The sequence below is a fragment of the Bradyrhizobium sp. 613_E4_N2_2 genome (assembly GCF_052075995.1).
Lineage (GTDB): Bacteria > Pseudomonadota > Alphaproteobacteria > Rhizobiales > Xanthobacteraceae > Bradyrhizobium > Bradyrhizobium barranii.
On the sequence record NZ_CP197234.1, the window covers coordinates 5,774,846 to 5,799,903 of the forward strand.

A 25,058-nucleotide genomic window follows, 5' to 3' on the forward strand; every position below is an offset into this window, starting at 1 on the left:
TTGAGTTAGCTGCCGGAAGCGGCACGGTCGATGAACAGGCTTCCGCGCGTGACGATCTTTTCGCCGGCCTTCAGGTTGCCGCGCACCTCAACGAGGTCGCCATTGGTCAACCCGATCTGGATTTCGCGCAGCTCGACGGAACCGTCGTCGCGCGAAACCCAAACCCGGACACGATCGCCCTCGAAGATTAGAGCCTGCTTCGGCACGCCGACTGAGGGACGGTTTTCGCCGGCATAGACCGTAACGTTGGCGAACATTTCCGGCTTGAGCGATCCGTCCCTGTTGTCGATGGTGGCGCGGACCATGAGACGCCGCGTTGACGGATCGATCGCGGCGGCGACGTAATCCACACGCGCCTTGAACTCGCGACCGGGAAGCGCCAGCACCGTAAAGGCGATATCCTGTCCGATGGCGATGTCCGCAGCCTCGCTCTCGCGCACGAAGGCCGTGAGCCAGACCGTCGAGAGGTCCCCGATCACGAACACCGGATCGCTGGCACTGCTGCTGATGAACTGGCCGGGACCGATCTTGCGCTGCACGACCGTCCCGCCGATTGGCGAGGTGATCGGCGTCTCGGCGCTGATCTGGCGCGTCTCCTGGAATTTGATGATCTGATCCTCGGACCGCCCCAGGATGCGCAGCCGATTGTGCGCCGCCTCGAGTGCGGTCTCCGCCGAGCGCATGTCATTCTGCGCTGTGATGAGATCGGCCTGCGCCTGCTGCCAGTCCTTGAGAGGCACCGCTTTGCCGGCATAGAGATCGTTGGCGCGCTTCTCGACGATCTGCGCGAGGTTGAGCTTGGAGCGCGCAGTATTGAGGCTACCGAGCGCCGTCACGAAATCGTTCAGGCCCTGCACGGTGTCGGTGGCTTCGACCACGAACAGCGGCTGCCCGCGCTCGACGACATCGCTGGGCTTCACCAGAAGTTTCACGACACGGCCCGCATAGGGCGAGAAGATCGGCGTGGACCTGTCTTCGTTAACGGCGATCTTGCCCTCCGTGACGTGCTCCGCACGAAACACCCGCTCCGTCACCGGCGCAATCGAGAGCGTGGCCAGCTCGGATGCGGTCGGAACGTAGCGCGGCGGCTTTACCTTGGCCTGGCTCGACATCTCCATGGATTTGCCATGTGACGCGAGCAACCGCGTCGCGCCGACGGCCCCAATGGCAAGCGCGATCGCCGCAGCCGCAAGCGTAACGACTCTTTTCCGGCTAAGGCTCGAACCGGCGTTCATGATGCAAACGTGCGCATTGACTCATGCACTCCCGTGCCTCCTGCGAGGCCTTGGCTTACTTGCCCAAACGGGGCTCAATTCTGAACGCGGCCGCGCCACATTGGAGATCTCGACCCGCGGTCGTACCGCATCGGACCGTGATTGCCGGACATGCCGTCGGCGATCCGCCGTGATGCTCCCAGGCTGTCAAGGCGTCGGCAGCGCGTAGCATGGTTCGCTTGCACAGAACTGACAGCACGTCCTCTCAGCATCACGCTCGCGGCAACAGAGATCACGATCCGCACGGCGCGTCCGCTCACAGGGCACGCCGTGCCGATCGATCTCATTGGCTCGGCCACATCGGATATTTGGGCCCGCCATAGTAGCGCATCTGGTGAGTACCCGGCGCATCTGTTGCAGTGGCACCGAGATCGCTCACGCATCCGGCAAGGCAAGCGCCAAGCCCAACGAGAGCGATCATCGCCGCAACTTTCAGTCTTCGTCTCGAGCCGATCATGCAGTCCCCCTGCCTCCTGGCGTCAATACTTCGCGACCACCGCGTTGCCGCCGAACTTGAAGTCGAGCCCGACCATCACGGTCGAATAGGTGTTCGCCACCGTGTACGGCAGCACACCGTTGGTCGGCGCATCGCGATGGAACGTGCCGTAGTCGAAATAGCGATACTCGAACTTTCCGATCAGATTGTTGGTGAACGCATAAGCGATGCCACCGCCGGCGGTCAGGCCGCTCCGTGTGGCCTTGAACGTGTCCACGCCGACGCCGGGATTGGTGTTGGTGTGCGTCAGCTCGCCATAAGCCCAACCGCCCGTGAAGAACAGCAACAGGCGGTCGACCGCGATGCCGCCGCGCCCCCGGAGCGTGGCACCCCAGCCCAGCTTTGTCGCGTCATTCCAGCCGAGCGCGAAATTGTCGTTGCCCTTGATGTCAGCGCCAAAGCCGTCTGCTTCGATACCGACGACGATGTTGCCGCTCTGCCAGTTGGCGCCGATCTCGCCGCCGCCGAAGCCACCCGTCGATTCGTAGTTCGCCGTGAAGTTGGCGAAGCCCACCGGTCCGGTGGCGTTGTTCACGTTGTGATTGCCGAGCCCCCAGCCGCCGAAGACGCCGACATAGAAGCCGGACCAGTCATAGGCCGGCGCGGCGACTGGCGGAGCCTTGCCGTAGATCGGGAGATCGGCGCCAAACGCCGGCGACATCGCCGTCAATGCGCCCAATGCAACCGTTGTGAGAAGAATCTTTTTCATTGTTAGCCCCTGTCGAATGTCTCTTCCGAAGTGGGTGGCGCTCGCGGCGCCACCCGTCCGCAGAATCAGAAGTGGATGATGATGTCCGCCGAACCGATGACGGCCGTCTTCTTGTTCGGGGGAATGCCGAAGTTGGCGTTACCGTTGAACGCCGGCGCGTCCAGCGCGTGATACACCGACACTTCGGGCCGGATCTCGATCTGCGGCGAGAACCAGTGCTGCCAGCCGATCCCGGTCTCGACGTAGCGCGTCTTCACGCCGGTACGCTGTCCCTGCTTGTCGTCGAACCACTCGAGACGATAGGAGATGTTGTCCATCTTCGTCGGGCTGTAGTTCACGTAGGTCAGGAAGGTCTGGACCGACGCCGTGCACGAGAGCTGGGTTGCGTTGCCGCAATGCGCGCCGAATGGTGCGTTCCAGGGCATGACGTCGAGCGAGAACGGTGTACCGCTGGCCACGAGCGCGACCGAGGCCGGATTGTCGAGGTTGAGCACGTTGTTCTGGTGCTCGTTGTAGGTCTCGAACGAGATGTGCCACTGATCGTTGAACTTGTGATAATAGGTCAACCCGTACCACTGGAGATTGTTGTAGCCCCAGGTGCCGTTGTTGATGCCGTTGGCGATCACGTAGACGCCGTCATTGCCGCTATCGGTGACGTAGCGGACGGCCGCGCTGAAGGTGGGCTGCGCGCCGGGATCTTTCAGCATGGTGCTGTCCGGGAACAGCGGATTTGGATTCGCGTTGGCGATCTTGGCGCCGACATGCCAGGGCATCGCTTCGGTGCCGACTGAGAATCCTCCCTGGATCATCCAGTTCTTGTTCAGCGCGAGCGAGGCGTTAATTCCGGTGTTCGTATAGTTGTCGAACGTGTACGTCATCGAATGCGTATACATGTAGTTGTTCGGCGCGAGCTGCGCCTCGATGTCCGGGATCGAGATGTAGCGGCCGAACCTCAGCAGAAGGCCGTCGGCCAGATAGGGAATGAAGACCTCGCCATAGGCCATCGGCATGTCATAGCCGTAGTTCCTGTTCTGCTGGAGGAGCTGATTGCTCCACAAGCCGTAAGCCGTGGTGTAGCGATAGTTCTCGCCATAGATCGGCGCGATGCGGAAGCCCCAGTCGATGTGGTCCTTCTGGACTGTGTCGGGCAGTCGCTCGATATAGACCACGGCCTGATCGAGCTGAACCGTGTTCGGATTGTAGTCGTATGCTGCCGGCGAATTGCCGCCGCGGACGGTGTTGTTGCTGAGGTTGCCGCCGGCGTTGACCCAGCCATAGACCTGAATGTGCGCGTCGTTCATCCACTGCCCGACCGCCGTGTTGCTCATCGCGTTCATCAGCGGGCTGTCGACCGAGTTCGGACGCGTGACGCCGATTGCAGTCGCACCGCCATAGGGCCATTCGGTGAACGGCATCGGCGGAATGCTCTGCGGTGTCGCAGGCCATCCGTCGCGGCGCGACGCCGCCGCCTTCGGATCGGACGGCGCGGCCTCATGGCCCCATTCGAGCCGATAGTAGTTGATGAAGCGGGTCATGAAGTCCTGACCCAGATAGGAATCCATGCACGCATAGTTCTTGTAGGGATCGCAGAACGTCTTCCCCACGGGCGGAAGCGTGTCCGCTGCATTGGCAGCGCCGCCAATCCCCATCGCGACCAGCGATACGCCCGCCAAAAGATAGTTTCTCATCATATTGCCCCAAGCTGTTGGACCGACGCCTTCCAGGCGCTCTTTCGGTTTGGTTAAGCTTCAGGTGCAATCTTTCGTGAGGCAGGCAAAAAAAAGCGATGCGGTTTCCGGCGCGCGTTCGTTAAAATAAAATAGCGCGAGACGCCTCGCGGGCGTCATTTGCATTCGTAAGCATCAGATGCTCACCGCGTTTGCTCAAATCGTCAGCGAAAAAGTGGTCTTTTGCCGTTAGAACGATGATGCAGCGCAAACGTTCACTTCGCGCTGTGTCATTTTCGTCATAGTGCGCGACGCGCTGTGCTCGACTTACTCGCAACCAAGCGCCGTTTGCTTGCCACAGCTATTATTTTGCTACGTATGTGCGCCAGATTGTCGATCGAAGATATATGCCTGGACTCGCTAAGCTCGCCACGTAGGCAAATTTGCTTCGCGAGGTTTGATCATGGAAGCCGTGACTTGTGCAGCGCGCGCCAGCGACAACACAACGGCGGACGGTGTCGCGTTCGACCTCGGCTTCCTGCCGAAGGACCTGACGCGGCAATGTTGCAGCTTGATCGAATCGTATCACGAGGTTCACGGCTTCGCCTCGTTGCCCAATATGCTTTGGCACTTTCGCTTGGGCCCGCTGATCGAACGGCACACTGAGCTTCGCCGAATCCTGCGCCGAGCCTCGACGACCCGCAGCTCGAAGAAGGCCAATGACGGCTTCGTGCAGATCGCGACCACGATTCTCTCCCTGGAGATTCTGGCGAGCAGCTTCGCCGGATGGAGCGCGATCTATCCGGTCGCCGGCGAGACCGCGCGTGACGTCCTGAAACAGAGTGCGCACGGGCCGCATATGCCGCTGATGGACTTCTATCTCTATCCGCCCAAGCAGATCAGCGCCGCGGCGGTCGCGGCCCTTGCGCTGCCTCAGACCCGCTCGGCCGACGAAGCCGGCCTTTACCGGGCATCTAGGCCGGAGCTTCTCGGCGAGAAGCGCGCCCTGCAATATGCGAGCTTGGTCCGGCAGGCATAAGACGCCTCACCGCCACGAATCGCGGCGTTGCCCTGAGGCCCGGTACGATCGTTGAGGGAATCAGAACCCGACTTCGCCTGACGCGGAGTCTGGAGCGAACCTTTTCCGTAGAACTACGGAGGCTGCGGCTATTTCTTTTTTATGTTGAACCACTCCCAACATCATAGATTTTCTACGTCGATCTGGAACATCGTTCCTTCGCCGGGTAGTTGACGACATCGAAGAGTCTGCATCACGACATTGAACGGGTTCTGGTGCGCGCCGTTGGTCGACGCATGCCGATAACCATCGAATTTCCGAACATTGTCCGATCGGGTCTTGTTTGACCATTGATCCGTTGCGGCCGACGCGGCCGGAGCCGGATCTTTCGATGTCGCCGTCGGCAAGGGCATGTACGTACTTTGATTCTTCATCCACCTCTGGGCCGCATGTTTTCGATGACGAGCGTGCGGCAGACCGATTCCAAATTGCCATCCTCGGGGATACCGGCCCTGGATGAGGTCGCGTCGCTGCGTGTCGTCGTGTGGCGCAACGTGATCCCGGTGTTGCTGTCGGTTCTGAGCATCGGACTGGTCACCACCGCGCTGTTCGCACTCAGCACGACCTTGGCGTCAAGCCTGGTCCCGATCGCCTACCTCGTTCCAGTCATGTATGCTGCGACTCGATGGGGCGTCTGGCCGGCAATGACGGCATCGATCACGGGCACGGCAGCCGCGGATTTCTTCTTCTTCGAACCTCTTTACAGCTTTCGCGTCGACAACCCGCAGGAGGCGGTCGATCTCCTGCTGTTCCTGATCGTTGCGCTGGTCAGCAGCAATCTGGCCTCGCGGCTGCGCAAGGAAACGGACACGTTGCGACAGCGCGAGAAGGAGATGCATGCGCTCTATGACTTCTCGCGTCGTCTCGCCTCCTGTTTTACGGTCGCGGACTTGATTTCCGCCATCCGTCAACATTTCGAGGTCGCCTTCGGTCACGCGGCAACTCTGTTCGTGACGACCGCGGACGGGCATTTCGAACCGCCTGAGTCCCGCTTCGCGCCACTTTCAGTGCAGGCAACTGCGGCAGCGATGAATTCCGGAGCGGGTCCAGGGTTGCGGACCATCGTCGACGAGCAGCGCGGCGAGATCTGGCTGCTCAGGGCGATCTCGTCAGATTCCGCTATTCACGGCGTGATCGCGGTCAATATCGGTCTGGGTTCCCAGCCAGCGATTGAACGGCGGACTCGACGGATCCAATCAATCCTCGACGAGACCGCGCTGACGCTGCAGCGCCTCGACATCGGCAAGGTGATGGAGAGCGCGCGATTGCGCCTGCAGGCGCAAATGTTACGCGACGCCTTCCATGGAACACTGTCGCACGAGCTTTGCACGCCGCTCGCGGCGATCCAGGGTTCGGCGAGCGTGCTGGAGACCATTCCAGCCATATGTGGGGACGCGCGCATACAAGCGCTGGTCGAGGCGATCTCTGACGAGGCGAGCCATCTCGACGGCTATATCAGCAACCTGCTCAGCGCGACTCGCGTCGCCGCGGGCGGACTGAGTCCGCGCCGCGAATGGGCGGACCCGAGGGATATCGTCCACGGCGCCATCACGCGCCGCGCGCGACGGCTTTCGGCGCATCGGATAGAGGCAACTTTCGCAGATGATCTTCCGCTGCTCCACGTCGACTCGGGCCTGGTGGAGGAGGCTTGCGGGCAGATCCTGGAGAACGCCGCGAAATACTCGCCGTCCGGTTCGACGATCACCGTGGACGTGCGTTGCGAGCCCCATCGCGTGCACGTCGTCGTGTCCGATCAGGGCGTTGGTATCACCGCCGATGAACAGCAAAAGCTTGGGCAGCGATCCTTTCGAAGCGCGCGACATCAGGCGTCGGTGCCGGGGTCGGGCCTCGGCTTCTGGATCGCCTCGACCTTCATCCAGGCCAATGAGGGCATGATCACGGTTCATAGCCGCGGCCAAGGACAGGGAACAACAGTATCGATCTCCCTGCCCGCGCTCGAGCCATCCACCTCCGAACCGATCACGCTGACAGATGAGTAAGCCCGCAAACGTCGTTCTCCTGATCGACGACGAACCGAAGATCAGGCGCTTCCTCCGCGCCGGCTTCGAGCTCAACAGCTTCGCCGTGCTCGAGGCCGAAAACGCCACCGAGGCGTTGAAGCTCGCGACCTTCAGTTCACCTGACCTCATCGTTCTCGATCTGGCGCTACCCGATCTTCACGGCGCGGAGGTGCTGGAGCGGATCCGCGCGTGGTCCAACGTGCCGATCATCATCCTTTCCGTCGCTGCCGGCGAGGACGAGAAGGTACGTCTGCTCCAGGCCGGCGCCGACGATTACGTCGTCAAGCCGTTCGGCATGGCCGAACTGCTGGCGCGAAGCGAGGCCGCCTTGCGGCGGTACTTCAAGTCGGCGACGGAAAATCCGGTCGTGGTCGCAGGCCCGCTGTCTGTCGATCTCGTGACCCGTACGGTCTCGCTGAACAACAACCTGGTTCGCCTGACGCGCAAGGAATATCGGCTGCTGCACGTTCTCGCCATGCATGTCGGCCTCGTCGTCACCCACGATCAGCTCCTGAAGGATATCTGGAACGGCAATCAGCGCGACAACATCCAGTACCTTCGGATCCTCGTGCGCAAGCTTCGCCAGAAGATCGAGGCCGACCCCAACCAGCCACGTCTCCTGGTGACCGAGTCGGGTGTCGGCTATCGCCTTCAGAACCGTCTGGACGCCGCGCCGGTGGCGGCACGGGTGAGTTGATGCTTCGCCCTTCTCCAAGACGATCCTTTTACGTCGTCGTGTCCTGGTCCGGCGATGCATGTAAGGATTGGTCCTGGGAAATCCGGCGCAAGCGCAAGCCGATGGGCATCAGGCTTCGTGAAGCCGGGTTTCGCTCGCACCGGGCCGCACACGAGGCCGGACGCATCGCGCTCGAAGATTTCCTCAACGGACTGGTCATCGAGCGCGCCTCGCGATCCGCGCTCTGACCAGGGCTGACCCATACCTTGCGCCGTCCGCGAGTGCTGGCATGCCTGCGCACGACGCGCAGAACACCCATCGTATAAAAATAATATATTTCCATCCCCGAACCGCGTAGCTTGCCCAACAAAAGGGCGAGTGCCGTGGACTTCCTCATTCAAACATTTAGCGTTTTTGGCATTGACGCCCAGTACTGGATGCTTGCGGGCGCGGCCGTTGTCGCAATCTTCATCATCTTCGCCTGGCGAACGCGCGACAGGGATTGACGGGATTGCGCACCGGACCACCGGCACAAACACAGTGATACAATCTCAGGCGACCTTCGACGTATCGCGCGGCCATGTCCGGCGTCTCAATTTACCGAAACCACTCCGCGAGTCCGGAAGCTATTTTTCCTTAATTCTTTTCGGCATTTTGCGATGTCGCGAGCGTACAACGCGCGCGCAAAAAGCGACCTCCGCGCGCTCAAGCAGCCCTTTCGGCATCGCGGAATCCGTGCGCTGTCCCTAACATCATCTCCGAAGGTGAATTGGCCTCATGGCCATGCAGGGGGCTCGAATGTACGGACGATTGAAATCTCTTGTTGTCGCAAGTGTGCTGATCGGGCTCGGCGCGGCGAGCGCCGCAGTCGCTGCCGATCTGCCGTTGAAGGCGCGGCCAATGGCTGCCGCTCCGCTCTACAACTGGACCGGCTGCTACCTCGGCGCCAATGTCGGTGGCGGCTGGACACGGCTGAATACGGCCCGCGCGCTCGACGTCGGCGGCGTGGCTGCACCGAACGACTACGGCCGCGAGAAGGACAGCGGCGTGATCGGCGGCGGCCAGGTCGGTTGCGATTTCCAGACCGGCAATCTGGTGTTCGGCGTCGGCGGCAGCTTCGATTTCGGCAATATCAAGGGCAGCCACGCCTTGACCGACTTCCCCGCCTTCTCCGAAGCGAACAACCTGAAAGAGATCTACACCGCGACCGGCCGCATCGGCTATCTCTGGACGCCGCAATTCCTCGGCTATCTCAAGGGCGGTGCGGCCTTCATTCGGGAACGCAACCAGGTCTTTGCGCCTGGCGGCGCGCTGATCGAGTCCGCAAGCTTCATGCAGCCCGGCATGACCATCGGTATCGGCGCCGAATGGATGTTCGCGCCGAACTGGTCGGTCTTCGCCGAGTATAACTACATGTGGTTCCTCGACGACAGCGCGCGGGCGTTCACACTGGCCGGCGGCGGCGCGGGTGAAGTCATCAACGTCCAGCAGCGTGCCTCGACCGCGCTGGTCGGCCTAAACTACAAATTCCATTGGGATGCCCCTGTCGTCGCCAAATACTGAAGTCTCTCGGCAAACCTCCAACCCCTTGAGCCCCGATACGTCCGGGGCTCCTTTTTTGAGCGAGGCTCCGGTTCAGGCCAGCCCTCCATTGTCCGATCTGTGCAACGCCACCAGGGATGGGGAAGTCTCATGGATTTGCGCTCTTGGCTTCTCATCCTGGTGACGGCCGCCGTCGCGCACGTCATTCTTCATGCCTTGGATCGCCAGATCGACGCCGGCATCCATCGCCTGTCGGAGGCAACGATCAACCATCCTGGTGCAGGCAGCAGGGCGGAGCCCGACATGAGATCGGTGACGGCACGAAGCGCCTACATGCGCAACGAACGTTGAACGCACCTCAACCTCGTCCCGATCCTATGCCGTTCCTATGAGATAAGCCTGCCTGTCCCCTCGAAATCATACTGGCCGCGAACGATATTGGTCGCGCCATTCAGGGCAAACTCTCGTTCCAGTGCGCCCGCGCACCTACTGTAAGGAGTATCTTCGTGCTCCACCCCGCTCCCTTCACCGATCGCGACCAGGTGGTCGAGACCATGATCTCGCTCACCCATCTGTCGAATCTCAATCGCGCGATCGTCGCGGGCCGTGGTAGCGCCGAACTCTATCAGGCGCTGCGCCAGCGCGGCTTCACCCGAATTGGACTGCCCTCCATCTTCTTGCGCAAGCCGGCCTTTTCCGTCGGCCTCATCACCGTGCAAGACATGTTCAGTGAGTTCGAGATGGCGCTGTCCCAGATCGCACCATCTCTCGGCACGACCGCTGCAATCGCGGTGCTGATCAAGTCGAACGAGGCGGGCTTCGCGCTCAAGGTCCGCAAGAAGCTCGAACAGCTCGGCTTCCGAATCGAGGCCGGGGTCAGATGCCGTCAGGGCTTCGTGATGTCCGCCTACCGGCAGGATTCTGCCCAGATGAAACGGGCGGCCTGAAACGCGGAGCTGCGGCTGATTCCGTCTATATGAGTTTCCTATGCGGCGGCGCCGCAGGCGCTCTCGCTTTCCTACGTCCCGCACGTCATCATGCCGCTGCAGGCACGTTGCGGCGAACGATCGCGATGTTTTGGGAGCTTCATGACGTCGCCCTACTACCTCGCCATGGCCGCCTTGTTGGGCCTGGTGACAACGTCCTCCTCCCTGATCGGCGCCGCGATCGGACTTCACGCCCCCTTTTCAAAGCGTCCCCAGGCGCCGCACCTCAATCTGTATTGCCAGCCCTGGAAACGACGCCAGCAACCCCTCAATCGCATTGCAGTGCGAGCAGACGAAGAAGCGGCCCGGCTGCTCCGGATCCTCAAATCCGGGCTTCAACAGGAACAGGCGATCTCCAGTCATGTCCTATCTCCCGAAGTCGATGTAAGCTTCAATGGCCGAACAGCCGGTAGCTCCGATCCGCATCGCGCAAGTGCCGGCTCTCATTGGTCCAGCCTACTGCACGCCGATAGCTGCCGAGCACTGCGGCTTCCTTCAACGCGGCGACGTCGACCTGTTGCGGCGCGTCGGCGAATGGCGAGACGAACAGCGCATCCTCGGGGCAGTAGAGCTCGCACAGGAAGCAGGTTTGGCAATCGCTCTGGCGCGCGATCCTAGGGATGTCGTCGGTCTTGTCGAAGACATTGGTGGGGCACACGTTGACGCAGATGTCGCACGCCGTGCAGCGCTCGACATCGATGACCTCGATCATTCCGCGGCCTCCGCGTACTGAGAGGAACGCAGCGGGCGCGCCGAGGTCCAGACGTCGTCGAGCCCTCCGGTCGTCACGTAGTGGCGATAGCGGTCGTCCTGCTCGGGATAGTCGTCGCGGCGATGCATACCCCGGCTCTCCTGACGCGCCAGCGCGCTCCGATACATCCAGCGCGCCGTTGCGAGCATGGCCGTGGCCTCACGTGCGCGAAGCAGATCCTGCTCGTCTGACGCGCCGGCATTCGATGCCTCAGACCAGAAGCCGTCCAGACGCCATAACGCCTCGCTGAGGCGCCCGGCTTCGCGGAAATAGTTCAGCTCGTACGGAAACACCTCGTTCTGAACGTTCCGGGCGAGCTTGTCAGCCTGAAGCGGTCGCCCGCTGCCGGAGCGAAGCGCAACGCTGCCGCGCCGAAATGCCTGACGCCCGCTTGTGCTGCCCAGTTGATGCGCGAATTCGGCGGCGCCCTGACCGGCCCAATACCCCGACGACATTGCCCAGGCCGCATTGTGGCTACCGCCCCCGGTGAAACCACCGCAGATCAGCTCGCGGGTTGCCGCGTCGCCCGCAGCGTAGAGACCTGGAACGGTAGTCGCGCAGCTGTCGTCAACGATCCGCAGGCCCCCCGTGCCGCGGACGGTCCCCTCGAGGCGAAGCGTGATCGGAAAACGCTGCGTGAACGGATCGAGGCCGGTCCGGTCGAACGGCAGGAAGAAGTTCGGCTGAGATACCCTCATATGCCGCTGGGTCTCGGCGTCGGCCTCGTCGAGCCGGGCGTACACCGGGCCCTTGCGCAACGCCCGAGCAATAATCGACCGGCCGCCCTTGGATGACGCCCCCGGGATCACACTGCCTTCCTCGTCGGTGAAGTTTGCCCAGCTGTAGAACAGGGTCTTGGTCACGGAGCCGAATGCCGGCGAGATAGCATAGGCGTTGGAGAACTCCATGCTGGTGAATTCCGCGCCGGCCTCGGCCGCCAGGAGATAGCCATCGCCGGTCAGAACGTTCGAGCCCAACGTCTTGCTAAGGAACGCGCATCCGCCGGTGGCGATCACCACAGCCTTCGCATTGACCACCCAACGGTCGCCTTTCTGCCGTCGCAGGCCTGCGGTGCCGGCCACCACGCCGTTCTCGTCCACCAAAAGCTCGAGCGCTGGCGAGTGATCCAGAATGGTGACGCCGGCTTGCTTCGTTCGCTTGCGCATCAGCCGCATGTATTCCGGACCCTGGAGCGAATTCCGCTGCGGCTTGCCGTCGTCGTCCGAAGGATAAGGATAGCCCCAGTCGGCGAGCTGGTTGCTCTGGGCGTAGGTCCGGTCCAGCACGCGCGCCATCCAGCGACGGTCCTGGAGGTGGCCACCGAGTTTCTCACGGCTGGCCATCGCGGCCTCGCGGCGTTCCGGAGCGGGGTCGACGTACCAGACACCGGTGCCGGCCGCCGCGGTCGCGCCTGAGGTGCCGCAAAACCCCTTATCCGTCAGCACGACGCGCGCACCACGCTCGGCGGCGCTTATTGCGGCCCATGTGCCCGCGGGACCGCCACCGAGCACCAGCACATCCGCATCGAACACGACGGATCCTGCCGAACTCGATAGCTTCTCGGCACGGCCAGGTGGGTTTGTCATCGCTCGTCTCCGGATTGAATCTGTTCAGAACGCGGGTATCTGACCCGGCAGTTTGTCCTTGATGGTCTGGCGGACCGTATCGTTCTGATAGGCACGCACCAGCTTCGCGACCCAGGGCGCATCCTTGTCCTTCTCGCGAACGGCGATGAAGTTGTTGTAGGGATTGTTGACCGAGGATTCGATTGCGATGGAGTCCTTGCCGGGAATGAGGCCGGCGGGGACGGCGTAATTGGTGTTGATGACCGCAGCATCGACGTCGTCCAGGCTGCGCGGCAGTTGGGCGGCGTCGATTTCACGGATCCTGAGCTTCTTTGGATTTGCGGCCACATCGAGCGCGGTCGGCAGGATCCCCACGCCGTCCTTGAGCTCGATCAGCTTTTCGGCCTGAAGTAGCCGCAGGGCCCGGCCACCGTTCGACGGATCGTTGGGGATGCCGATCGACGCCCCCTCCTTGATCTCGGCAACCGACTTCGCCTTGCGGGAATAGAGCCCGATCGGTGCGACGATCGTCTCTCCGACGGCGACGATCTTGTATCCCCTGGTCTTGATCTGGTTGTCGAGGAACGGCTTGTGCTGGAAGGCATTCGCATCGAGATCGCCGACATCCAGCACGGCATTGGGCAACAGATAATCGTTGAAGACGACGACCTGCACATCGAGGCCGTCCTTGGCCGCGATCTCCTTCACCTTCGCCCAGATGATTTCGGCATCGCCGCCCGATATCCCGACCTTGATCTTCTGATCCGCGGAGGCCGGCGCGGTGAATAGTGCAAAGGCGGCCATCACGAGCAACAAGCGACGTCTCATGGTCTACGATCTCCTTATCGAGCGATAATCTGTTCCGACGTCTAGCCGACGCGGGCAACCAGGACGTCCGCCGTGGCATCCGCGAACTCAGACGACATGTCGTTGAAGAGAGCAAGCTCCTGAACCGTCGCAGCACGCGGACGATGGCTCGAACCGTTGGAGCCTTGAAGGAAGAAACGATCCAGAGCCTGCACAAACCCCGGCGAGCCTGCAATCTCCGATGCGTGCCTCTCGCTTCCCGCCACGAAGGCAAAGCTCATCTGATTGACGTCGACGACATAGATCATGGTGCAGTTTCCCAACGGACGGCGCCCTCCTAGCTGCTGAACCCCGCCGGGATGAAGGCCGGGATCTTCTCTTCGATGAACTGCTTCACTTCCGGCGAGTTGAACACCTGGATAAATGCCTTCAGGCGCGGATCGTCCTTCTTGTCGGGCCGGGCCGTGAAGCGCAGCACGAGCCCGTCATCAACGGTGCGGTCGATGATGAGCGCAGATTTGGGATCCCCGCCGGCCGGAATGAGGTAGGTGATGTTGACGAGCGCCAATGTTACGTCGTCGAGCGACCGATAGGTTTGGGCGGGGTCGAGCTCGACGATCTTGAGGTTCTTTGGATTCTCGATGATGTCGAACTTGCTGACCGAGAAGCCCTTACCGGGCGCCAGCTTGATCAGCTCGGCCCGCTCGAGCAGGATCAGCCCGCGTGCGCCGTTGAGCGGCTCGTTCGGAATGGCGACGCTGTCGCCGGACTTGATGTCGTCGAGCTTCTTGATCTTCTTCGAGAACAGGCCGACCGGCGCAATGACGCCGACCTTGTCGACCTGCACAAGGTTGAAGCCGCGTTGCCTATTCTGAAGCGCGAGATAGGTTGCATGCTGGAACAGATTGGCGTCGACATCGCCGCTGTTCACGACCTCGTTCAATGCCACCCAGTCCGACAGCTCGACGATCTTGACGTCCTGCCCTTTCTCCTTGGCCAGCTTGGCGGCAAAGGACGCCAATTGCCCAACCGGGCCGGCGCTGGTCGCGATCTTCAGCGGCTCGCCGGCGAAGGCGGCCGCCGTGAGAGCAAGCCAGAGACCTGCGGCCTGGGCGGTGCGACGAAGAATTTTCATGATCTCAAGTCCCATTACGATTCAGATGATGTGCCTTACGCAGCCTTGCGCGCCCCAACGTCGGCCTGTGCGAGCGCCTGACCGAGATCCGCCAAGATGTCGTCGGGATGCTCGATCCCCACCGACAGGCGTACGTAGCCGGGCGTGACCCCGGCGGCGAGCTGCTCGGCTGCGGTCAGTTGCTGATGCGTCGTCGATGCAGGATGAATGGCTAACGACCTGGCATCGCCGATATTGGCGACGTGATAGAACAGCTTGAGCGCGTCGACGAAGCGACGGCCGGCCTCGACGCCCCCTTTCAGCTCGAAGCCGACCAGCCCGCCATAGCCGCCCTTCAGATAGGCGTCCGCCCTGCGCCGGTTCTCTCCGTTTTGCAGACCGGGGAAGATCACGTTCGAGACCGAGGCGTGCTTGGCGAGGAAGTTCGCGACCTTCACCGCATTCTCGTTGTGCTGGCGGATGCGCAGCGGCAGGGTTTCGAGGCCCTGGATGAACTGGAAGGCATTCTGCGGCGCGATCGATGCGCCGAGGTCGCGCAGCAGCTTGACGCGGGCTCGCAAGATGTAGGCGATCGGGCCAAGCGGCTTCGCGGCCTCAGTCCAGATCGCGCCGTGGTAGGCCTCGTCGGGCGTGTTCAGAAGCGGAAAGCGATCGGCATGCGCGGCCCAGTCGAAGTTGCCGCCGTCGACGATGGCGCCACCGATCGCGGTGCCGTGGCCTCCGATATACTTCGTGGTCGAATAGACCACCACCGCAGCGCCATGCTCAAACGGGCGTGCGATCAGCGGCGACGCCGTGTTGTCGAGGATCAGCGGCACGCCAAGCGAGCGGCCAATGTCCGCGACCTCCTTGATCGGGAATACGTGCAGCTTGGGATTCGGAAGCGTCTCGCCGAAATAGACGCGCGTCTTGGCGTCGGTCGCGCGACGGAAGTTTTCGGGATCGGCGGGATCGACAAAGCGCACTTCGATGCCGAACTGCTTCAGGGTCTGCGATAGCAGTGTCCAGGTGCCGCCGTAGAGATCGGTCGAGGACACGATATTGTCGCCGGCCTGGGCAATGTTGAAGATCGCGAAGGCGGAAGCCGTCTGTCCAGAGGCAACTGCGAGGGCGGCCGCCCCGCCCTCGAGTGCAGCAAGCCGATCCTCAAAGGCCTGCTGGGTAGGATTGCCGATACGGGTGTAGATCGGTCCGAGCTGCTCGAGTGCGAACAGGCGCGAGGCGTGATCGGCGTTCTCGAACTGGAACGACGTGGTCTGATAGATCGGAACCGCGACCGCGCCGGTGGCGGGGTCGGAGCGGTAGGATCCGCCATGCAACGCCAGCGTCTCGAAGTTCCGGGTCTCCAAGGTCATCTGCAATTCCCTTTCGATCTCGAGAGCGCGCCATGCGCGGCAAGCCGTGCTTGTCGACGAAAATGATGCGGTCGGATTCTGCTGCTGTCGAGCGTGTCTGAAAAATAGCGATGCGCGTGCTGCGTCATTGCAGCTTCGCAACGCGTTTGTTCCCGGTCTTTCGCTGAATTGGAAACAAACTCGCTCGCGCAAAATGTTAAAAATGCTCACGCGAAGAGATGTTCTTTGCAATTGGCGATTGGGCCCGACCATGACGAGACCGCGCGAGCTGCGCTTTAACGCTTTCAACATGACTGCGCCCAGCCACAATTGGGCGGGCCTGTGGTCTCATCCGCGCGATGCGTCCATCGACTACAACACGCTCGATTATTGGGTCGACTACGCCAGGACCGCGGAACGCGGACTGCTCGATGGCATCTTCCTGGCAGATGTGTTCGGCGTTTACGACGTCTATGGCGGCACGGCCGATACCGCCGCCCTGCATGCGGTGCAGCTTCCGAACGCGGATCCGACGCTGCTCGTATCCGCCATGGCGCTCGTCACCAGCCATCTCGGCTTCGGCATCACATCGAACCTGACCTTCGAGCATCCCTATCAACTCGCACGTACGTTTTCGACGCTCGACCATCTCACCAAGGGCAGGATCGGTTGGAACATCGTCACGGGTTATCTCGACAGCGGCGCGCGTGGGATGGGCCTTCCGGCTGGCCGCGCCCATGACGAGCGCTATGACGCGGCCGAGGACTTTCTGACCGCGGCTTACAAGCTATGGGAGGGAAGCTGGGAGGACGATGCGGTTCGCCGCGACCGCGGCAGCCGCGTCTTCACGGATCCCGCTAAGCTCCACCGGGTTCTGCATGATGGTCGCTACTTCAAGGTTGACGGCATCCATCTCGCCGAGCCCTCGCCGCAGCGAACGCCGTTGCTGTATCAGGCCGGCACCTCGAAGCGCGGCCGCGCCTTCGCCGCCCGGCACTCGGAAGCGATCTTTCTCAACGGTCAGACCAAGCCAATCCTCGCACGCGCTGTCCGCGAGATTCGAGAAGCGGCCAAGACCTATGGCCGCGATCCCTACGACATCCGCCTGTTTGCCGGCGCGACCGTGATCGTGGCGCCGACGCGGTCCGAGGCGAATGATCTGCTCGAGGACTACGCACGGCATGTCGATCAAACCGGCCAGCTCGCCTTGTTGTCGGGCTGGACCGGCATCGACTTCTCGACCTACCGGCCCGACCAGCCGATCGAATATGTCGAGAGCAACGCCATCCAGTCGATGGTCGAGAATTTCACGGTCCGGAGCGACCGGCCGGTCAATGTCGGCGACCTCGCCAGATTGAGCCGCGCCGGCGCCCGCTCGCCCTTCGTGGTCGGCTCGCCGCAGGACGTCGCCGACGAGCTGATCGCTTGGGCTGACGAGACCGACGTCGACGGGTTCAACCTGTTCCGCCTGGTCGCGCCGGAGTCGCTGAACGCCTTCGTCGACCTCGTGGTGCCGGAGCTGCAATCGCGCGGCGTCTACAAGACCGCATATCGCGACGGCGCGCTACGCGAAAAGCTGTTCCCGGGACGCGGCCCGCGGTTGCACACGACACATCCCGGCGCGAGCTTCCGGCGCGCGCCTTCGACGACTGCGCTCCAATCCGACGCCGCCGAATAGCAAGGACGGAGCTCACGCCTGCGTGCGATGCTCGCGGAACGCGGCTGCCAGCGCCCCCAAGGCGGCCCGTGACCGCCGATCGGTCAAGGACGAATGAAGCACGATCTCGGACGGCGGCAGCTTGGGAAGCCCAAGCTTCTCGCCGATGTCGATCGTGCCACTCGGCGCGATCCGATACGACAGCGGCGCGATGGCGAGCCCCGCCACGACGGCGGCGTGAACCGCCGAAGAGCCGCCTCCCAGGAACACCTCGATCCATTTGATGCCGACCGCATCCAGCGCCTGCGTGGCTACGTTGCGCACGCCGCAGGTCGGAGCCAGCGCAGCCAGACGTAAGGGCTCTCCCGGCCTGTGCTCGAACCCCTGCGCCGCAAACCAGCCGAAGCGCTCACGCGCCAGCGTCTCGCCATCACGACGATCGTCCTCGCGCTGGACGATGGCCGCATCGAGCCGTCCCTGGTCGAACAGGTCGAGGAGGTTGCGCGAATTGTCGAGCTGGACCTCGATGGTCAAATTTGGATCGTGCGCGTGGAGACGTGACAGCAGGGCTGGGACTTCCGGCCCGGCGACATGCGCAGCGATACCAAGTCCGAAGTGACGCGGAGACGCATTGAGCCCCGCGATCGCGCGTTCGTGAGCAACGATCAGCTCCCGCGCGCCCTGCAGAAAGGCCGTCCCTTGCGCAGACAGCCGGACCGATCGCGGTGTCCGCTCGAGCAACCGATGCCCGATGCGATCCTCGAGCCGCTTCAGCTTGACGCTGATCGCGCCCTGCGTCGTCCCCAAAGCCTTGGCGGCACGCGTGAAGCTGTGAAGGTCGGCCACCATCACAAAGGCTCTGACGGCATCGACATCGAGCGAGAGCATTCCATCATCCGGCTTTGTTGTCTCTGAAATCTATATCGATCGGATTTTGTTGTGGTCAAGGGCCCCCTATGTTCGCTCAGCCTGAAGCGGGCCTAAGCGCACGGGACACCAATCCCTCCCGGAGCGAGCGATGGCGCATGCGTGCTGGCAATCGACACCATGTTTGGAGGTCACGGCCTTGACGGTCTTATCATCACGACGAAACACGATCGCCCTTGCCGCAGCCTGCCTCGCGTCCCTCATGTTCGGCCTGGAGATATCCAGCGTACCGACGATCCTGCCGACGCTCGAGACGGTGCTGCACGCCAGCTTCCAGCAGCTGCAATGGATCATGAATGCCTACACGATCGCGGTCACGACGGTGCTGATGGCAACCGGCACGCTGGCAGATCGCTATGGCAGAAAGCTTGTATTCGTGGTCAGCATCGCCGTGTTCGGCCTCGCCTCCCTGATCTGCGGTCTGGCGGAAGACGCGCTCCTCCTCATCGTCAGCCGCTTCCTCCAGGGCATGAGCGGTGGTGCGATGCTGATCTGTCAGGTCGCGGTTCTCTCCCATCAATTCCGGGAAGGCCCCGAGCGCGCCCGCGCCTTCGCCGCCTGGGGGATCATCTTCGGCATCGGTCTTGGTTTCGGACCGATCATCGGCGCGACGATCGTCGCGGTCTCCGGCTGGCAGTGGGTGTTCCTGATCCACGCATTCATCGCAATCGTCACGATCGCGCTCGCCGTGACCGGCGTGCGGGAGTCGCGCGATCCCGAGGCAAAGCACCTCGACATCGCAGGCATTGCGACGCTCTCGACGTCGGTGTTCTGCGTCGCCTTCTATATCACGGAAGGCCCCGACTTCGGCTTCACTGGCCCAACCGGCCTTACGGTCGCCGCGACGGCCGTTCTGAGCTTCATCGCCTTCGTGTTGGCGGAGTTGCATAGCGCCCGCCCGATGTTCGACTTCTCCGTGTTCCGGATACGCGCCTTTTCGGGCGCGCTGCTCGGATCGGCCGGCATGAATTTCAGCTTCTGGCCCTTCATGATCTACCTACCGATCTTCTATCGCAGCGCCCTTGGTTACGACAACGTCGCAGCTGGCCTTGCGCTTCTCACCTACACGCTTCCGACGCTTGTGATTCCGCCGCTCGGCGAACGGATATTGCTGAGGTTCGGCGGCGGCATCGCCATTCCGGTCGGCCTGTTCGTCATCGGACTTGGCTTCATGCTGATGTGGGCCGGTAGCGGCGTTGAGCATGTTACCTGGTTGACACTGGCACCAGGATGTCTGCTTGCGGGCGCTGGCCTTGCCCTCACCAACACACCGGTGACCAACGTCACGACGGGAGCGGTGTCGAGCACGCGAGCCGGCATGGCATCGGGCATCGACATGAGCGCCCGCATGATCGCGCTCGCCATCAACATCGCCTTGATGGGCTTCATCCTGATCGCCGGCATTTCCTCCCGGCTGAGCAGCGCGCTTCCCGGTGCGCTCGATGCCAGCCATCTGCAACACCTTGCGGAGCGGATCGCCGGCGGCACCGCAGGCATGTCCGACTTCCCCGAGCTGAGCCTCCTGCCGGCAGCGGAAACTGCCGTGCAAGATGCGCTGATCCACGGCTTCAGGCTGATGATGCTCTATGGCGGACTGTCCGTCTGGATCATGGCGCTGGTAAGCTTCGCGATTTCCGGCGAGAGCTATGCCGCACGGAAGCGCTCCGCGCAGAACAGCGATGAGCCAAGCTGTGTTCCCCGCTCATCGCCCTGCTCGGATGCGTCCAGGCAGTGCGCTACGACAACATCCTTTCCGCGCCGATAACTCCATTCTCAATTCCGAACGCACGAGAGAATGTTCGTTCCCTTCTGCGCCCGACTGCGAAATTGCCACGCGGACCCGTTTGCCGGCAAAGTGAGCCGTCCAGTCTCCCCAAACAGAGGTCGAGACGGCAAGGCAGTTTCGTTGAACAGGATACCCGAAATGCATCATCTCACGTTCCGCCTGCGAGCCCTTGCCGCGGTTGCGCTCGGCTTCTTGGCCGTGGCGTCCGTTCAGCCCGCGAGATCCGATGAGATCCGCATCGGCTATCAAAAGTCCTCGACACTAACGGCGATCCTGAAGACCAACGGGGGGCTGGAGAAGGCGCTGGCTCCGCTCGGCGTCACCATCTCCTGGCACGAATTCACCAGCGGCCTGCCGCTGCTGGAAGCCATCAACATCGGCAGCATCGACTTCGGCGCCGACGTCGCCGACACCGTGCCGATCTTCGCGCAAGCCGCGGGCGCCAAGCTCGCCTATGTCGCGGAGGAAGCAGCCTCGCCGGCGGCGCAGGCGATCGTCGTTCCACAGTCTTCAACTATCAAGACCATTGCTGAGCTCAAGGGCAAGAAGATCGCCGTCACCAAGGGTGCCGGCAGCCACTATCTGCTGCTTGCGGCGCTGGCGAAATCCGGGCTCAACTTCAAGGACATCACGCCCGCTTATCTGACACCCGCCGACGGCCGCGCTGCGTTCGTTAGCAACAACGTCGATGCCTGGGTGGCCTGGGATCCGTTCCTGACCAGCGCCTTGCACCAGACGAAGGGCAGCATCCTGACGGACGGTAGCAACGGTCTCGCGAGCTACAAGCGCTACTATCTCGCCTCGGCCGCTTATGCGGACAAGCATGCCGAAGTCCTCGACGTGATCTTCGCCAAGCTCTCGGTGACCGGCAAATGGGTGAAGGCGCAGCCGAAAGACGCGGCCACGTTGCTGGCGGGCCTCTGGGGGATTGACGCGGCGACCGTCGAAGAGGCCAACAGCCACCGCTCCTATCAGGTGGGCGCGGTGACCGGCCCGGGCCTGTCCGAGCAGCAGCGCATTGCGGACGCGTTCCACGCCGAGGGCCTGATCCCCGTGAAGATCGATACCACGGCGATCAAGATCTGGGCGCCGAAGGGGTCCTGACTTCCGGCTTAGGCCGCGCTCAAGCCACGCTGGATGTCCGGCACGGATGCCAGCAGGCTCTTTGTGTAGGCGTGCTGCGGTTGCCTGAGCACGGCCTCGGCGCCACCCTGCTCGACGATGCGGCCGTTCTGGAAGACGAGCACGCGGTCGCACAGATGCTCGATGACGCCGAGATCATGCGAGATGAACAGCAGCGCCGTTCCGAGCCGCGACTGCAGCTCGGCCAGGAGGTCAAGCACTTGGGCCTGGATGCAGATGTCGAGCGCCGAGACCGGCTCGTCGCAGACGATGATGGCGGGTTCAGCCGCTAGCGCCCGCGCGATCGACACCCGCTGACGCTGGCCGCCGGACAATGATCGCGGCACCCGATCGAGATGATCGACACTCAGGCCGACCAGTTCGAGCAGCGACACGATCCGGTCCAGGCGCGCGATGCGGCCATCGGCGCCCGGAAGATTTTCCGCAATGATGTCCCTGACGCGGTAGCGCGGATCGAAGCTGCTAAGTGCGTCCTGCGGGATGTATTGCAGCTTGCGACGAAGCCGGCGGCGCCCGGCTTCCGCGACCGAGGACCAGGGCTCTCCGAGCAATGTTACCTCACCGTCATCCGGGTGAAGCAGCCCGAGCACGATCTTGGCACAGGTGGATTTTCCCGAGCCGGATTCGCCGACGATGCCGACGACCTCGGCGGCCCTGACATCGAAGCTGATGTCCTGCAGGACCACCGACTTCGCCCGCCCGGCGGCTTTCGGCGCAATGAAACTCTTCGAGATCTCCTTGACTTCGAGCACGACCTCGCCTGCCGCCTGTCGCTGCGGCAAGGGCTCCCGCACGATGGAGACCGCCGTCGCGTCGCTCGCACCGGGCTCGAACCTCGCCGACGCGAGCCTGGACCCGCGCGACCGCCCCGACGGAATCGCCGCGATCAACTGCCGCGTATAGGGATGGCGCGGATGGGTAAGGACATCGCGAGTCGACCCACTGTCGACCACCCGGCCGTCGCGCATCACGATGACACGGTCGGCGATGCCGGCGACCACCGCGAGATCGTGACTGATGAGCAGGAGACCCGCCCCCTCCCGGATTCGCTCCGCCAAGACCTGGAGCACCTGCGCCTGGACGGTGACGTCGAGCGAGGTCGTCGGCTCGTCCGCGATAATGAGATCGGGATCAGCCGCGATCGCCGACGCGATCAGCGCGCGCTGGCGCAGGCCACCGGACAATTGATGCGCATATTGCAGAGCACGATCAGCGGGGTTGGGAATGCCGACCTTGCCGAGCGTCTGCAGCGTCCGATCCCGGATAGCGCCTGCATCGGTCAGAATGCGATGGCTCGAAATGACCTCGGCAACCTCCTGGCCGATCGTGCGCAAGGGATCGAGCGAGACCAGGGCATCCTGCATGACGAGCCCGGTCACGGTCCCGCGCAGCTTGCGCCAGTCGGCTTCGCCGAAGCTGCGAGCGTCACGTCCCTTGATCTCGAACCGGTGCGCGGCGGTCCTCGCACCGTCGCCGGCGAGATTGAGCAGGCTTCGCGCGGTGATGCTCTTGCCCGAGCCGGATTCACCGACCAGGGCAACGCATTCGCCGGGCCTGATCGTCAGATCGAAATCAACAACGATCGGCTTGCCACCATTGGCGCCGGCAAAGCCGATGCTCAGTCCCTGCACCTCGACGACCGGCGCTGCCCGATCTATCTGCGAACCTACGCTGCTCATGCAAGCCGCCCTTCAAATCTCTGCTGTAGGTGATTGCCGATCACGCTGAAGGCGATCACCGTCGCGGTGATGGCGAGGCCCGGGAAGACTCCAGGCCACCAGGCGACGCGCAGCACATCCCGGCTCTCCGCCAGCATCACGCCCCATTCCGGCGTCGGCGGCTGCGGTCCGAGCCCGAGGAAGCTCAGGCCGGATACGATCAGGATCGTCGAGCCGATATAGACGGTGGCGATGATCGGGATGGCAACAAGGACGTTGGGCAGGACGTGCCGGATGAACACTTGCCAGCGGCTCAACCCGTAGATCGCGGCCTGCGTCACGTAATCGGCATCACGTATCAGCTGAGTCTGCGCCCGCACCACGCGACCAAATTTCGGGATGCCGGCGATGCCGACCGCGATGGCGATGTTGAGCATGCCTTGGCCGAGGAAGGTCACGATCAGCATGGCGAGCAGCACGCCGGGAAATGACGACAGCATATCGAACAGGCGCGACACGGCCTCATCCAGAATGCGATTGCGCTGGCCCGCGATGATGCCGAGGACAATGCCTGCTCCGAGTCCGACCGCAACACCGCCGAACCCGATCAGGAGCGAGTAGCGCGTGCCGAAGACGGTCCGCGCGAAGACGTCGCGGCCGAGCCGATCGGTCCCGAACAGATGCGCCCAGCCCGGCGGCTTCAGGCCCTCGCTGAAATCGCCGACGAGCGGATCGAAGTGCGTGAACAGCGAAGGCGCGATCGACGCCGCGATCAGGAGCGCGACGAAGACGAAGGACAGGACGAGCCCGAACGGCAGACGGCGCCGAACAGCGATTGCAGCCAGATGTGACGCCTCGAAGCCAACGAGGTCTTGCGGGGCCTCGAGCGGTACGGCCGTGTCGAAGGAGCGATGCGACGGCGCGGTCATTGGGCCCTCAATCTCGGGTCGATCAGCACATAGAGGATGTCGAGCAGCGTGGACGCGGCAACGTGGATGAAGGCTGCGAGCAGCACGACGGTGAGCACGACCGGTACGTCGTGGGTCAGCACCGCGCCCAACGTTACCGTGCCGAGGCCTGGCCGGCCGAACACCTTCTCGGTGATGACCGCACCGCCGAGCAGACCGCCGATCAGCCAACCGCCTAGCGTCACCGCCGGCAAAAGAGCGTGCCGCAACACGTGACGCCAGCGAATGACGAGTTCGCCGACGCCGCGCGACCGCACGGTCGTCACGAAGGGCTGGTCGAGCGTCTTCTCCATGGCTTCACGCAGAACCTGCGTCAGCAGGCCGGCGGTCGGCAATGCCAGGGTGATCGCCGGCAGCACGAGGGAATTCCACCCCTCCGCGCCCGATACTGGAAACCAGCGCAGATTGAACGAGAATGCCATCAGCAGGAGGATGCCGAGCCAGAAGACGGGCGTCGAGGCGAACACCAGTTCGACGAACGAGGCCAGCTCGCGCGAGAACCGCCCTCGCCCCGCAGTCAGCAGCGCGATGAAGCCGGCAATCAAGATCGCAAGCACGCCGGCCGTGAGCGCAAGCTCGACGGTCGGCAGAAGCTGCGATCCGACGACCTCGATCACCGGCTGGCGCAGCACATAGGACGTGCCGAAATCGCCGCGGAGGATGCGCGACAAGAACTCGACGTATTGCTCGGGCAACGAGCGATCGAGGCCCCATTCGGCTGCGATCGCCTCACGGAGGCCGGGATATTCGACGTCACCGGCGAGGATGTCCTGAATGCGGCCGGGCAGCGCATGCAACGCGAGAAACGTTGCTGTCACGCTCGCCCAGGCCACCACCAGGCTGGTGAACAGCCTGGAGACGATGCGGGACCACATGGC

Annotated in this window: 24 protein-coding genes and 1 pseudogene; 11 read left to right on the forward strand and 14 right to left on the reverse strand. The window is 62.9% G+C overall.

Annotated elements, in window-relative coordinates; genetic code table 11:
- Window positions 1–5 precede the first annotated feature (5 nt).
- The 3 genes from AB7290_RS27865 to AB7290_RS27875 form a co-directional block, all read right to left on the reverse strand.
- On the reverse strand, window positions 6–1,235 hold the full coding sequence (locus AB7290_RS27865) for an efflux RND transporter periplasmic adaptor subunit (RefSeq protein ID WP_085404144.1): 1,230 nt from the start codon (window positions 1,233–1,235) through the stop codon (window positions 6–8).
- 518 nt (window positions 1,236–1,753) lie between these two features.
- A complete protein-coding gene (locus AB7290_RS27870) occupies window positions 1,754–2,479 on the reverse strand; it encodes an outer membrane protein (protein ID WP_071915194.1) in 726 nt (241 codons plus the stop codon).
- Window positions 2,480–2,544: 65 nt separating this feature from the next.
- Window positions 2,545–4,167 (reverse strand): outer membrane beta-barrel protein, encoded by a 1,623-nt coding sequence (locus AB7290_RS27875; RefSeq protein ID WP_085404209.1) that lies wholly within the window; start codon window positions 4,165–4,167, stop codon window positions 2,545–2,547.
- 442 nt (window positions 4,168–4,609) lie between these two features.
- On the opposite strand from AB7290_RS27875, the gene AB7290_RS27880 reads away from it, so the two are divergent.
- The 8 genes from AB7290_RS27880 to AB7290_RS27915 all read left to right on the forward strand — a co-directional run bounded on the left by AB7290_RS27880 (window position 4,610) and on the right by AB7290_RS27915 (window position 10,410).
- Window positions 4,610–5,185 (forward strand): hypothetical protein, encoded by a 576-nt coding sequence (locus AB7290_RS27880; protein ID WP_085404145.1) that lies wholly within the window; start codon window positions 4,610–4,612, stop codon window positions 5,183–5,185.
- A 437-nt stretch (window positions 5,186–5,622) separates the two neighbouring features.
- Entirely contained in the window at window positions 5,623–7,224 is a 1,602-nt protein-coding gene (locus AB7290_RS27885) for a sensor histidine kinase (RefSeq protein ID WP_439037279.1), read from the forward strand.
- The gene (locus AB7290_RS27890; protein WP_085404147.1) at window positions 7,217–7,942 is read left to right on the forward strand and encodes a response regulator; all 726 of its coding nucleotides are present in this window, start codon (window positions 7,217–7,219) and stop codon (window positions 7,940–7,942) included. The genes AB7290_RS27885 and AB7290_RS27890 overlap by 8 nt, the downstream gene beginning before the upstream one ends.
- Window positions 7,942–8,169, forward strand: coding sequence for a hypothetical protein (locus AB7290_RS27895; RefSeq protein ID WP_144030837.1), 228 nt, complete (start codon window positions 7,942–7,944; stop codon window positions 8,167–8,169). The genes AB7290_RS27890 and AB7290_RS27895 overlap by 1 nt, the downstream gene beginning before the upstream one ends.
- Before the next feature lie 135 nt (window positions 8,170–8,304).
- The gene (locus tag AB7290_RS27900) at window positions 8,305–8,427 is read left to right on the forward strand and encodes a hypothetical protein (RefSeq protein WP_256376419.1); all 123 of its coding nucleotides are present in this window, start codon (window positions 8,305–8,307) and stop codon (window positions 8,425–8,427) included.
- 292 nt (window positions 8,428–8,719) lie between these two features.
- Entirely contained in the window at window positions 8,720–9,484 is a 765-nt protein-coding gene (locus AB7290_RS27905) for an outer membrane protein (protein ID WP_161495917.1), read from the forward strand.
- Between the two features lie 129 nt (window positions 9,485–9,613).
- Window positions 9,614–9,814 carry a hypothetical protein gene (locus AB7290_RS27910; protein WP_085404149.1) on the forward strand — a complete coding sequence of 67 codons (201 nt, stop codon included), beginning with the start codon at window positions 9,614–9,616 and terminating at the stop codon, window positions 9,812–9,814.
- A gap of 155 nt (window positions 9,815–9,969) precedes the next feature.
- Window positions 9,970–10,410, forward strand: coding sequence for a hypothetical protein (locus AB7290_RS27915; RefSeq protein WP_081369286.1), 441 nt, complete (start codon window positions 9,970–9,972; stop codon window positions 10,408–10,410).
- A gap of 252 nt (window positions 10,411–10,662) precedes the next feature.
- On the opposite strand, the pseudogene AB7290_RS27920 reads toward AB7290_RS27915, so the two are convergent.
- The 7 genes and pseudogenes from AB7290_RS27920 to AB7290_RS27950 all read right to left on the reverse strand — a co-directional run.
- Window positions 10,663–10,812: pseudogene (locus AB7290_RS27920) on the reverse strand (DUF3088 family protein); the annotation flags it as partial.
- A 28-nt stretch (window positions 10,813–10,840) separates the two neighbouring features.
- Window positions 10,841–11,161, reverse strand: a complete 321-nt coding sequence (locus tag AB7290_RS27925) for a 4Fe-4S dicluster domain-containing protein (RefSeq protein WP_071915201.1) — start codon at window positions 11,159–11,161, stop codon at window positions 10,841–10,843.
- Window positions 11,158–12,786, reverse strand: a complete 1,629-nt coding sequence (locus AB7290_RS27930) for an FAD-dependent oxidoreductase (RefSeq protein ID WP_135215576.1) — start codon at window positions 12,784–12,786, stop codon at window positions 11,158–11,160. Before AB7290_RS27930 ends, AB7290_RS27925 begins: the two co-directional genes overlap by 4 nt.
- 24 nt (window positions 12,787–12,810) lie before the next feature.
- Window positions 12,811–13,593 (reverse strand): MetQ/NlpA family ABC transporter substrate-binding protein, encoded by a 783-nt coding sequence (locus AB7290_RS27935; RefSeq protein WP_085404151.1) that lies wholly within the window; start codon window positions 13,591–13,593, stop codon window positions 12,811–12,813.
- Window positions 13,594–13,634: 41 nt separating this feature from the next.
- Window positions 13,635–13,880 carry a hypothetical protein gene (locus AB7290_RS27940; protein ID WP_085404152.1) on the reverse strand — a complete coding sequence of 82 codons (246 nt, stop codon included), beginning with the start codon at window positions 13,878–13,880 and terminating at the stop codon, window positions 13,635–13,637.
- 29 nt (window positions 13,881–13,909) lie between these two features.
- Complete coding sequence (locus AB7290_RS27945) at window positions 13,910–14,707, reverse strand: MetQ/NlpA family ABC transporter substrate-binding protein (protein ID WP_085404210.1); 798 nt, start codon at window positions 14,705–14,707, stop codon at window positions 13,910–13,912.
- A gap of 35 nt (window positions 14,708–14,742) precedes the next feature.
- The gene (locus AB7290_RS27950; protein ID WP_085404153.1) at window positions 14,743–16,062 is read right to left on the reverse strand and encodes an O-acetylhomoserine aminocarboxypropyltransferase/cysteine synthase family protein; all 1,320 of its coding nucleotides are present in this window, start codon (window positions 16,060–16,062) and stop codon (window positions 14,743–14,745) included.
- 250 nt (window positions 16,063–16,312) lie between these two features.
- Between AB7290_RS27950 and AB7290_RS27955 the strand changes: the two genes are divergently transcribed.
- Window positions 16,313–17,719, forward strand: a complete 1,407-nt coding sequence (locus AB7290_RS27955) for an LLM class flavin-dependent oxidoreductase (protein ID WP_085404154.1) — start codon at window positions 16,313–16,315, stop codon at window positions 17,717–17,719.
- Between the two features lie 12 nt (window positions 17,720–17,731).
- On the opposite strand, the gene AB7290_RS27960 is transcribed toward AB7290_RS27955, so the two are convergent.
- Window positions 17,732–18,586, reverse strand: a complete 855-nt coding sequence (locus tag AB7290_RS27960) for a LysR family transcriptional regulator (RefSeq protein WP_085404155.1) — start codon at window positions 18,584–18,586, stop codon at window positions 17,732–17,734.
- A gap of 130 nt (window positions 18,587–18,716) precedes the next feature.
- On the opposite strand from AB7290_RS27960, the gene AB7290_RS27965 reads away from it, so the two are divergent.
- A complete protein-coding gene (locus AB7290_RS27965) occupies window positions 18,717–20,390 on the forward strand; it encodes an MFS transporter (protein ID WP_201266246.1) in 1,674 nt (557 codons plus the stop codon).
- 159 nt (window positions 20,391–20,549) lie between these two features.
- Complete coding sequence (locus AB7290_RS27970; protein ID WP_193560906.1) at window positions 20,550–21,515, forward strand: aliphatic sulfonate ABC transporter substrate-binding protein; 966 nt, start codon at window positions 20,550–20,552, stop codon at window positions 21,513–21,515.
- An 8-nt stretch (window positions 21,516–21,523) separates the two neighbouring features.
- Here the strand turns inward: AB7290_RS27970 and nikE are convergent, their stop codons facing one another.
- The 3 genes from nikE to AB7290_RS27985 are packed head-to-tail and all read right to left on the reverse strand — an operon-like array spanning window position 21,524 to window position 25,055.
- Window positions 21,524–23,233, reverse strand: coding sequence for a nickel ABC transporter ATP-binding protein NikE (gene nikE, locus AB7290_RS27975; protein WP_085404157.1), 1,710 nt, complete (start codon window positions 23,231–23,233; stop codon window positions 21,524–21,526).
- Window positions 23,230–24,141: an ABC transporter permease gene (locus AB7290_RS27980; RefSeq protein ID WP_094184389.1), complete on the reverse strand. Its 912-nt coding sequence runs from the start codon at window positions 24,139–24,141 to the stop codon at window positions 23,230–23,232. Before AB7290_RS27980 ends, nikE begins: the two co-directional genes overlap by 4 nt.
- Entirely contained in the window at window positions 24,138–25,055 is a 918-nt protein-coding gene (locus tag AB7290_RS27985; RefSeq protein ID WP_094184390.1) for an ABC transporter permease, read from the reverse strand. Before AB7290_RS27985 ends, AB7290_RS27980 begins: the two co-directional genes overlap by 4 nt.
- Between the last annotated feature and the right edge of the window lie 3 nt (window positions 25,056–25,058).

Excerpts from the sequence above, each read along its gene's own strand:
- AB7290_RS27865 (WP_085404144.1), bottom strand. The coding sequence starts at position 1,235 with ATGAACGCCGGTTCGAGCCTTAGCCGGAAAAGAGTCGTTACGCTTGCG.
- AB7290_RS27870 (WP_071915194.1), bottom strand. The coding sequence starts at position 2,479 with ATGAAAAAGATTCTTCTCACAACGGTTGCATTGGGCGCATTGACGGCG.
- AB7290_RS27875 (WP_085404209.1), bottom strand. The coding sequence starts at position 4,167 with ATGAGAAACTATCTTTTGGCGGGCGTATCGCTGGTCGCGATGGGGATT.
- AB7290_RS27880 (WP_085404145.1), top strand. The coding sequence starts at position 4,610 with ATGGAAGCCGTGACTTGTGCAGCGCGCGCCAGCGACAACACAACGGCG.
- AB7290_RS27885 (WP_439037279.1), top strand. The coding sequence starts at position 5,623 with ATGACGAGCGTGCGGCAGACCGATTCCAAATTGCCATCCTCGGGGATA.
- AB7290_RS27890 (WP_085404147.1), top strand. The coding sequence starts at position 7,217 with ATGAGTAAGCCCGCAAACGTCGTTCTCCTGATCGACGACGAACCGAAG.
- AB7290_RS27895 (WP_144030837.1), top strand. The coding sequence starts at position 7,942 with ATGCTTCGCCCTTCTCCAAGACGATCCTTTTACGTCGTCGTGTCCTGG.
- AB7290_RS27905 (WP_161495917.1), top strand. The coding sequence starts at position 8,720 with ATGTACGGACGATTGAAATCTCTTGTTGTCGCAAGTGTGCTGATCGGG.
- AB7290_RS27910 (WP_085404149.1), top strand. The coding sequence starts at position 9,614 with ATGGATTTGCGCTCTTGGCTTCTCATCCTGGTGACGGCCGCCGTCGCG.
- AB7290_RS27925 (WP_071915201.1), bottom strand. The coding sequence starts at position 11,161 with ATGATCGAGGTCATCGATGTCGAGCGCTGCACGGCGTGCGACATCTGC.
- AB7290_RS27930 (WP_135215576.1), bottom strand. The coding sequence starts at position 12,786 with ATGACAAACCCACCTGGCCGTGCCGAGAAGCTATCGAGTTCGGCAGGA.
- AB7290_RS27935 (WP_085404151.1), bottom strand. The coding sequence starts at position 13,593 with ATGAGACGTCGCTTGTTGCTCGTGATGGCCGCCTTTGCACTATTCACC.
- AB7290_RS27940 (WP_085404152.1), bottom strand. The coding sequence starts at position 13,880 with ATGATCTATGTCGTCGACGTCAATCAGATGAGCTTTGCCTTCGTGGCG.
- AB7290_RS27945 (WP_085404210.1), bottom strand. The coding sequence starts at position 14,707 with ATGAAAATTCTTCGTCGCACCGCCCAGGCCGCAGGTCTCTGGCTTGCT.
- AB7290_RS27950 (WP_085404153.1), bottom strand. The coding sequence starts at position 16,062 with ATGACCTTGGAGACCCGGAACTTCGAGACGCTGGCGTTGCATGGCGGA.
- AB7290_RS27955 (WP_085404154.1), top strand. The coding sequence starts at position 16,313 with ATGACGAGACCGCGCGAGCTGCGCTTTAACGCTTTCAACATGACTGCG.
- AB7290_RS27960 (WP_085404155.1), bottom strand. The coding sequence starts at position 18,586 with ATGCTCTCGCTCGATGTCGATGCCGTCAGAGCCTTTGTGATGGTGGCC.
- AB7290_RS27965 (WP_201266246.1), top strand. The coding sequence starts at position 18,717 with ATGGCGCATGCGTGCTGGCAATCGACACCATGTTTGGAGGTCACGGCC.
- AB7290_RS27970 (WP_193560906.1), top strand. The coding sequence starts at position 20,550 with ATGCATCATCTCACGTTCCGCCTGCGAGCCCTTGCCGCGGTTGCGCTC.
- nikE (WP_085404157.1), bottom strand. The coding sequence starts at position 23,233 with ATGAGCAGCGTAGGTTCGCAGATAGATCGGGCAGCGCCGGTCGTCGAG.
- AB7290_RS27980 (WP_094184389.1), bottom strand. The coding sequence starts at position 24,141 with ATGACCGCGCCGTCGCATCGCTCCTTCGACACGGCCGTACCGCTCGAG.
- AB7290_RS27985 (WP_094184390.1), bottom strand. The coding sequence starts at position 25,055 with ATGTGGTCCCGCATCGTCTCCAGGCTGTTCACCAGCCTGGTGGTGGCC.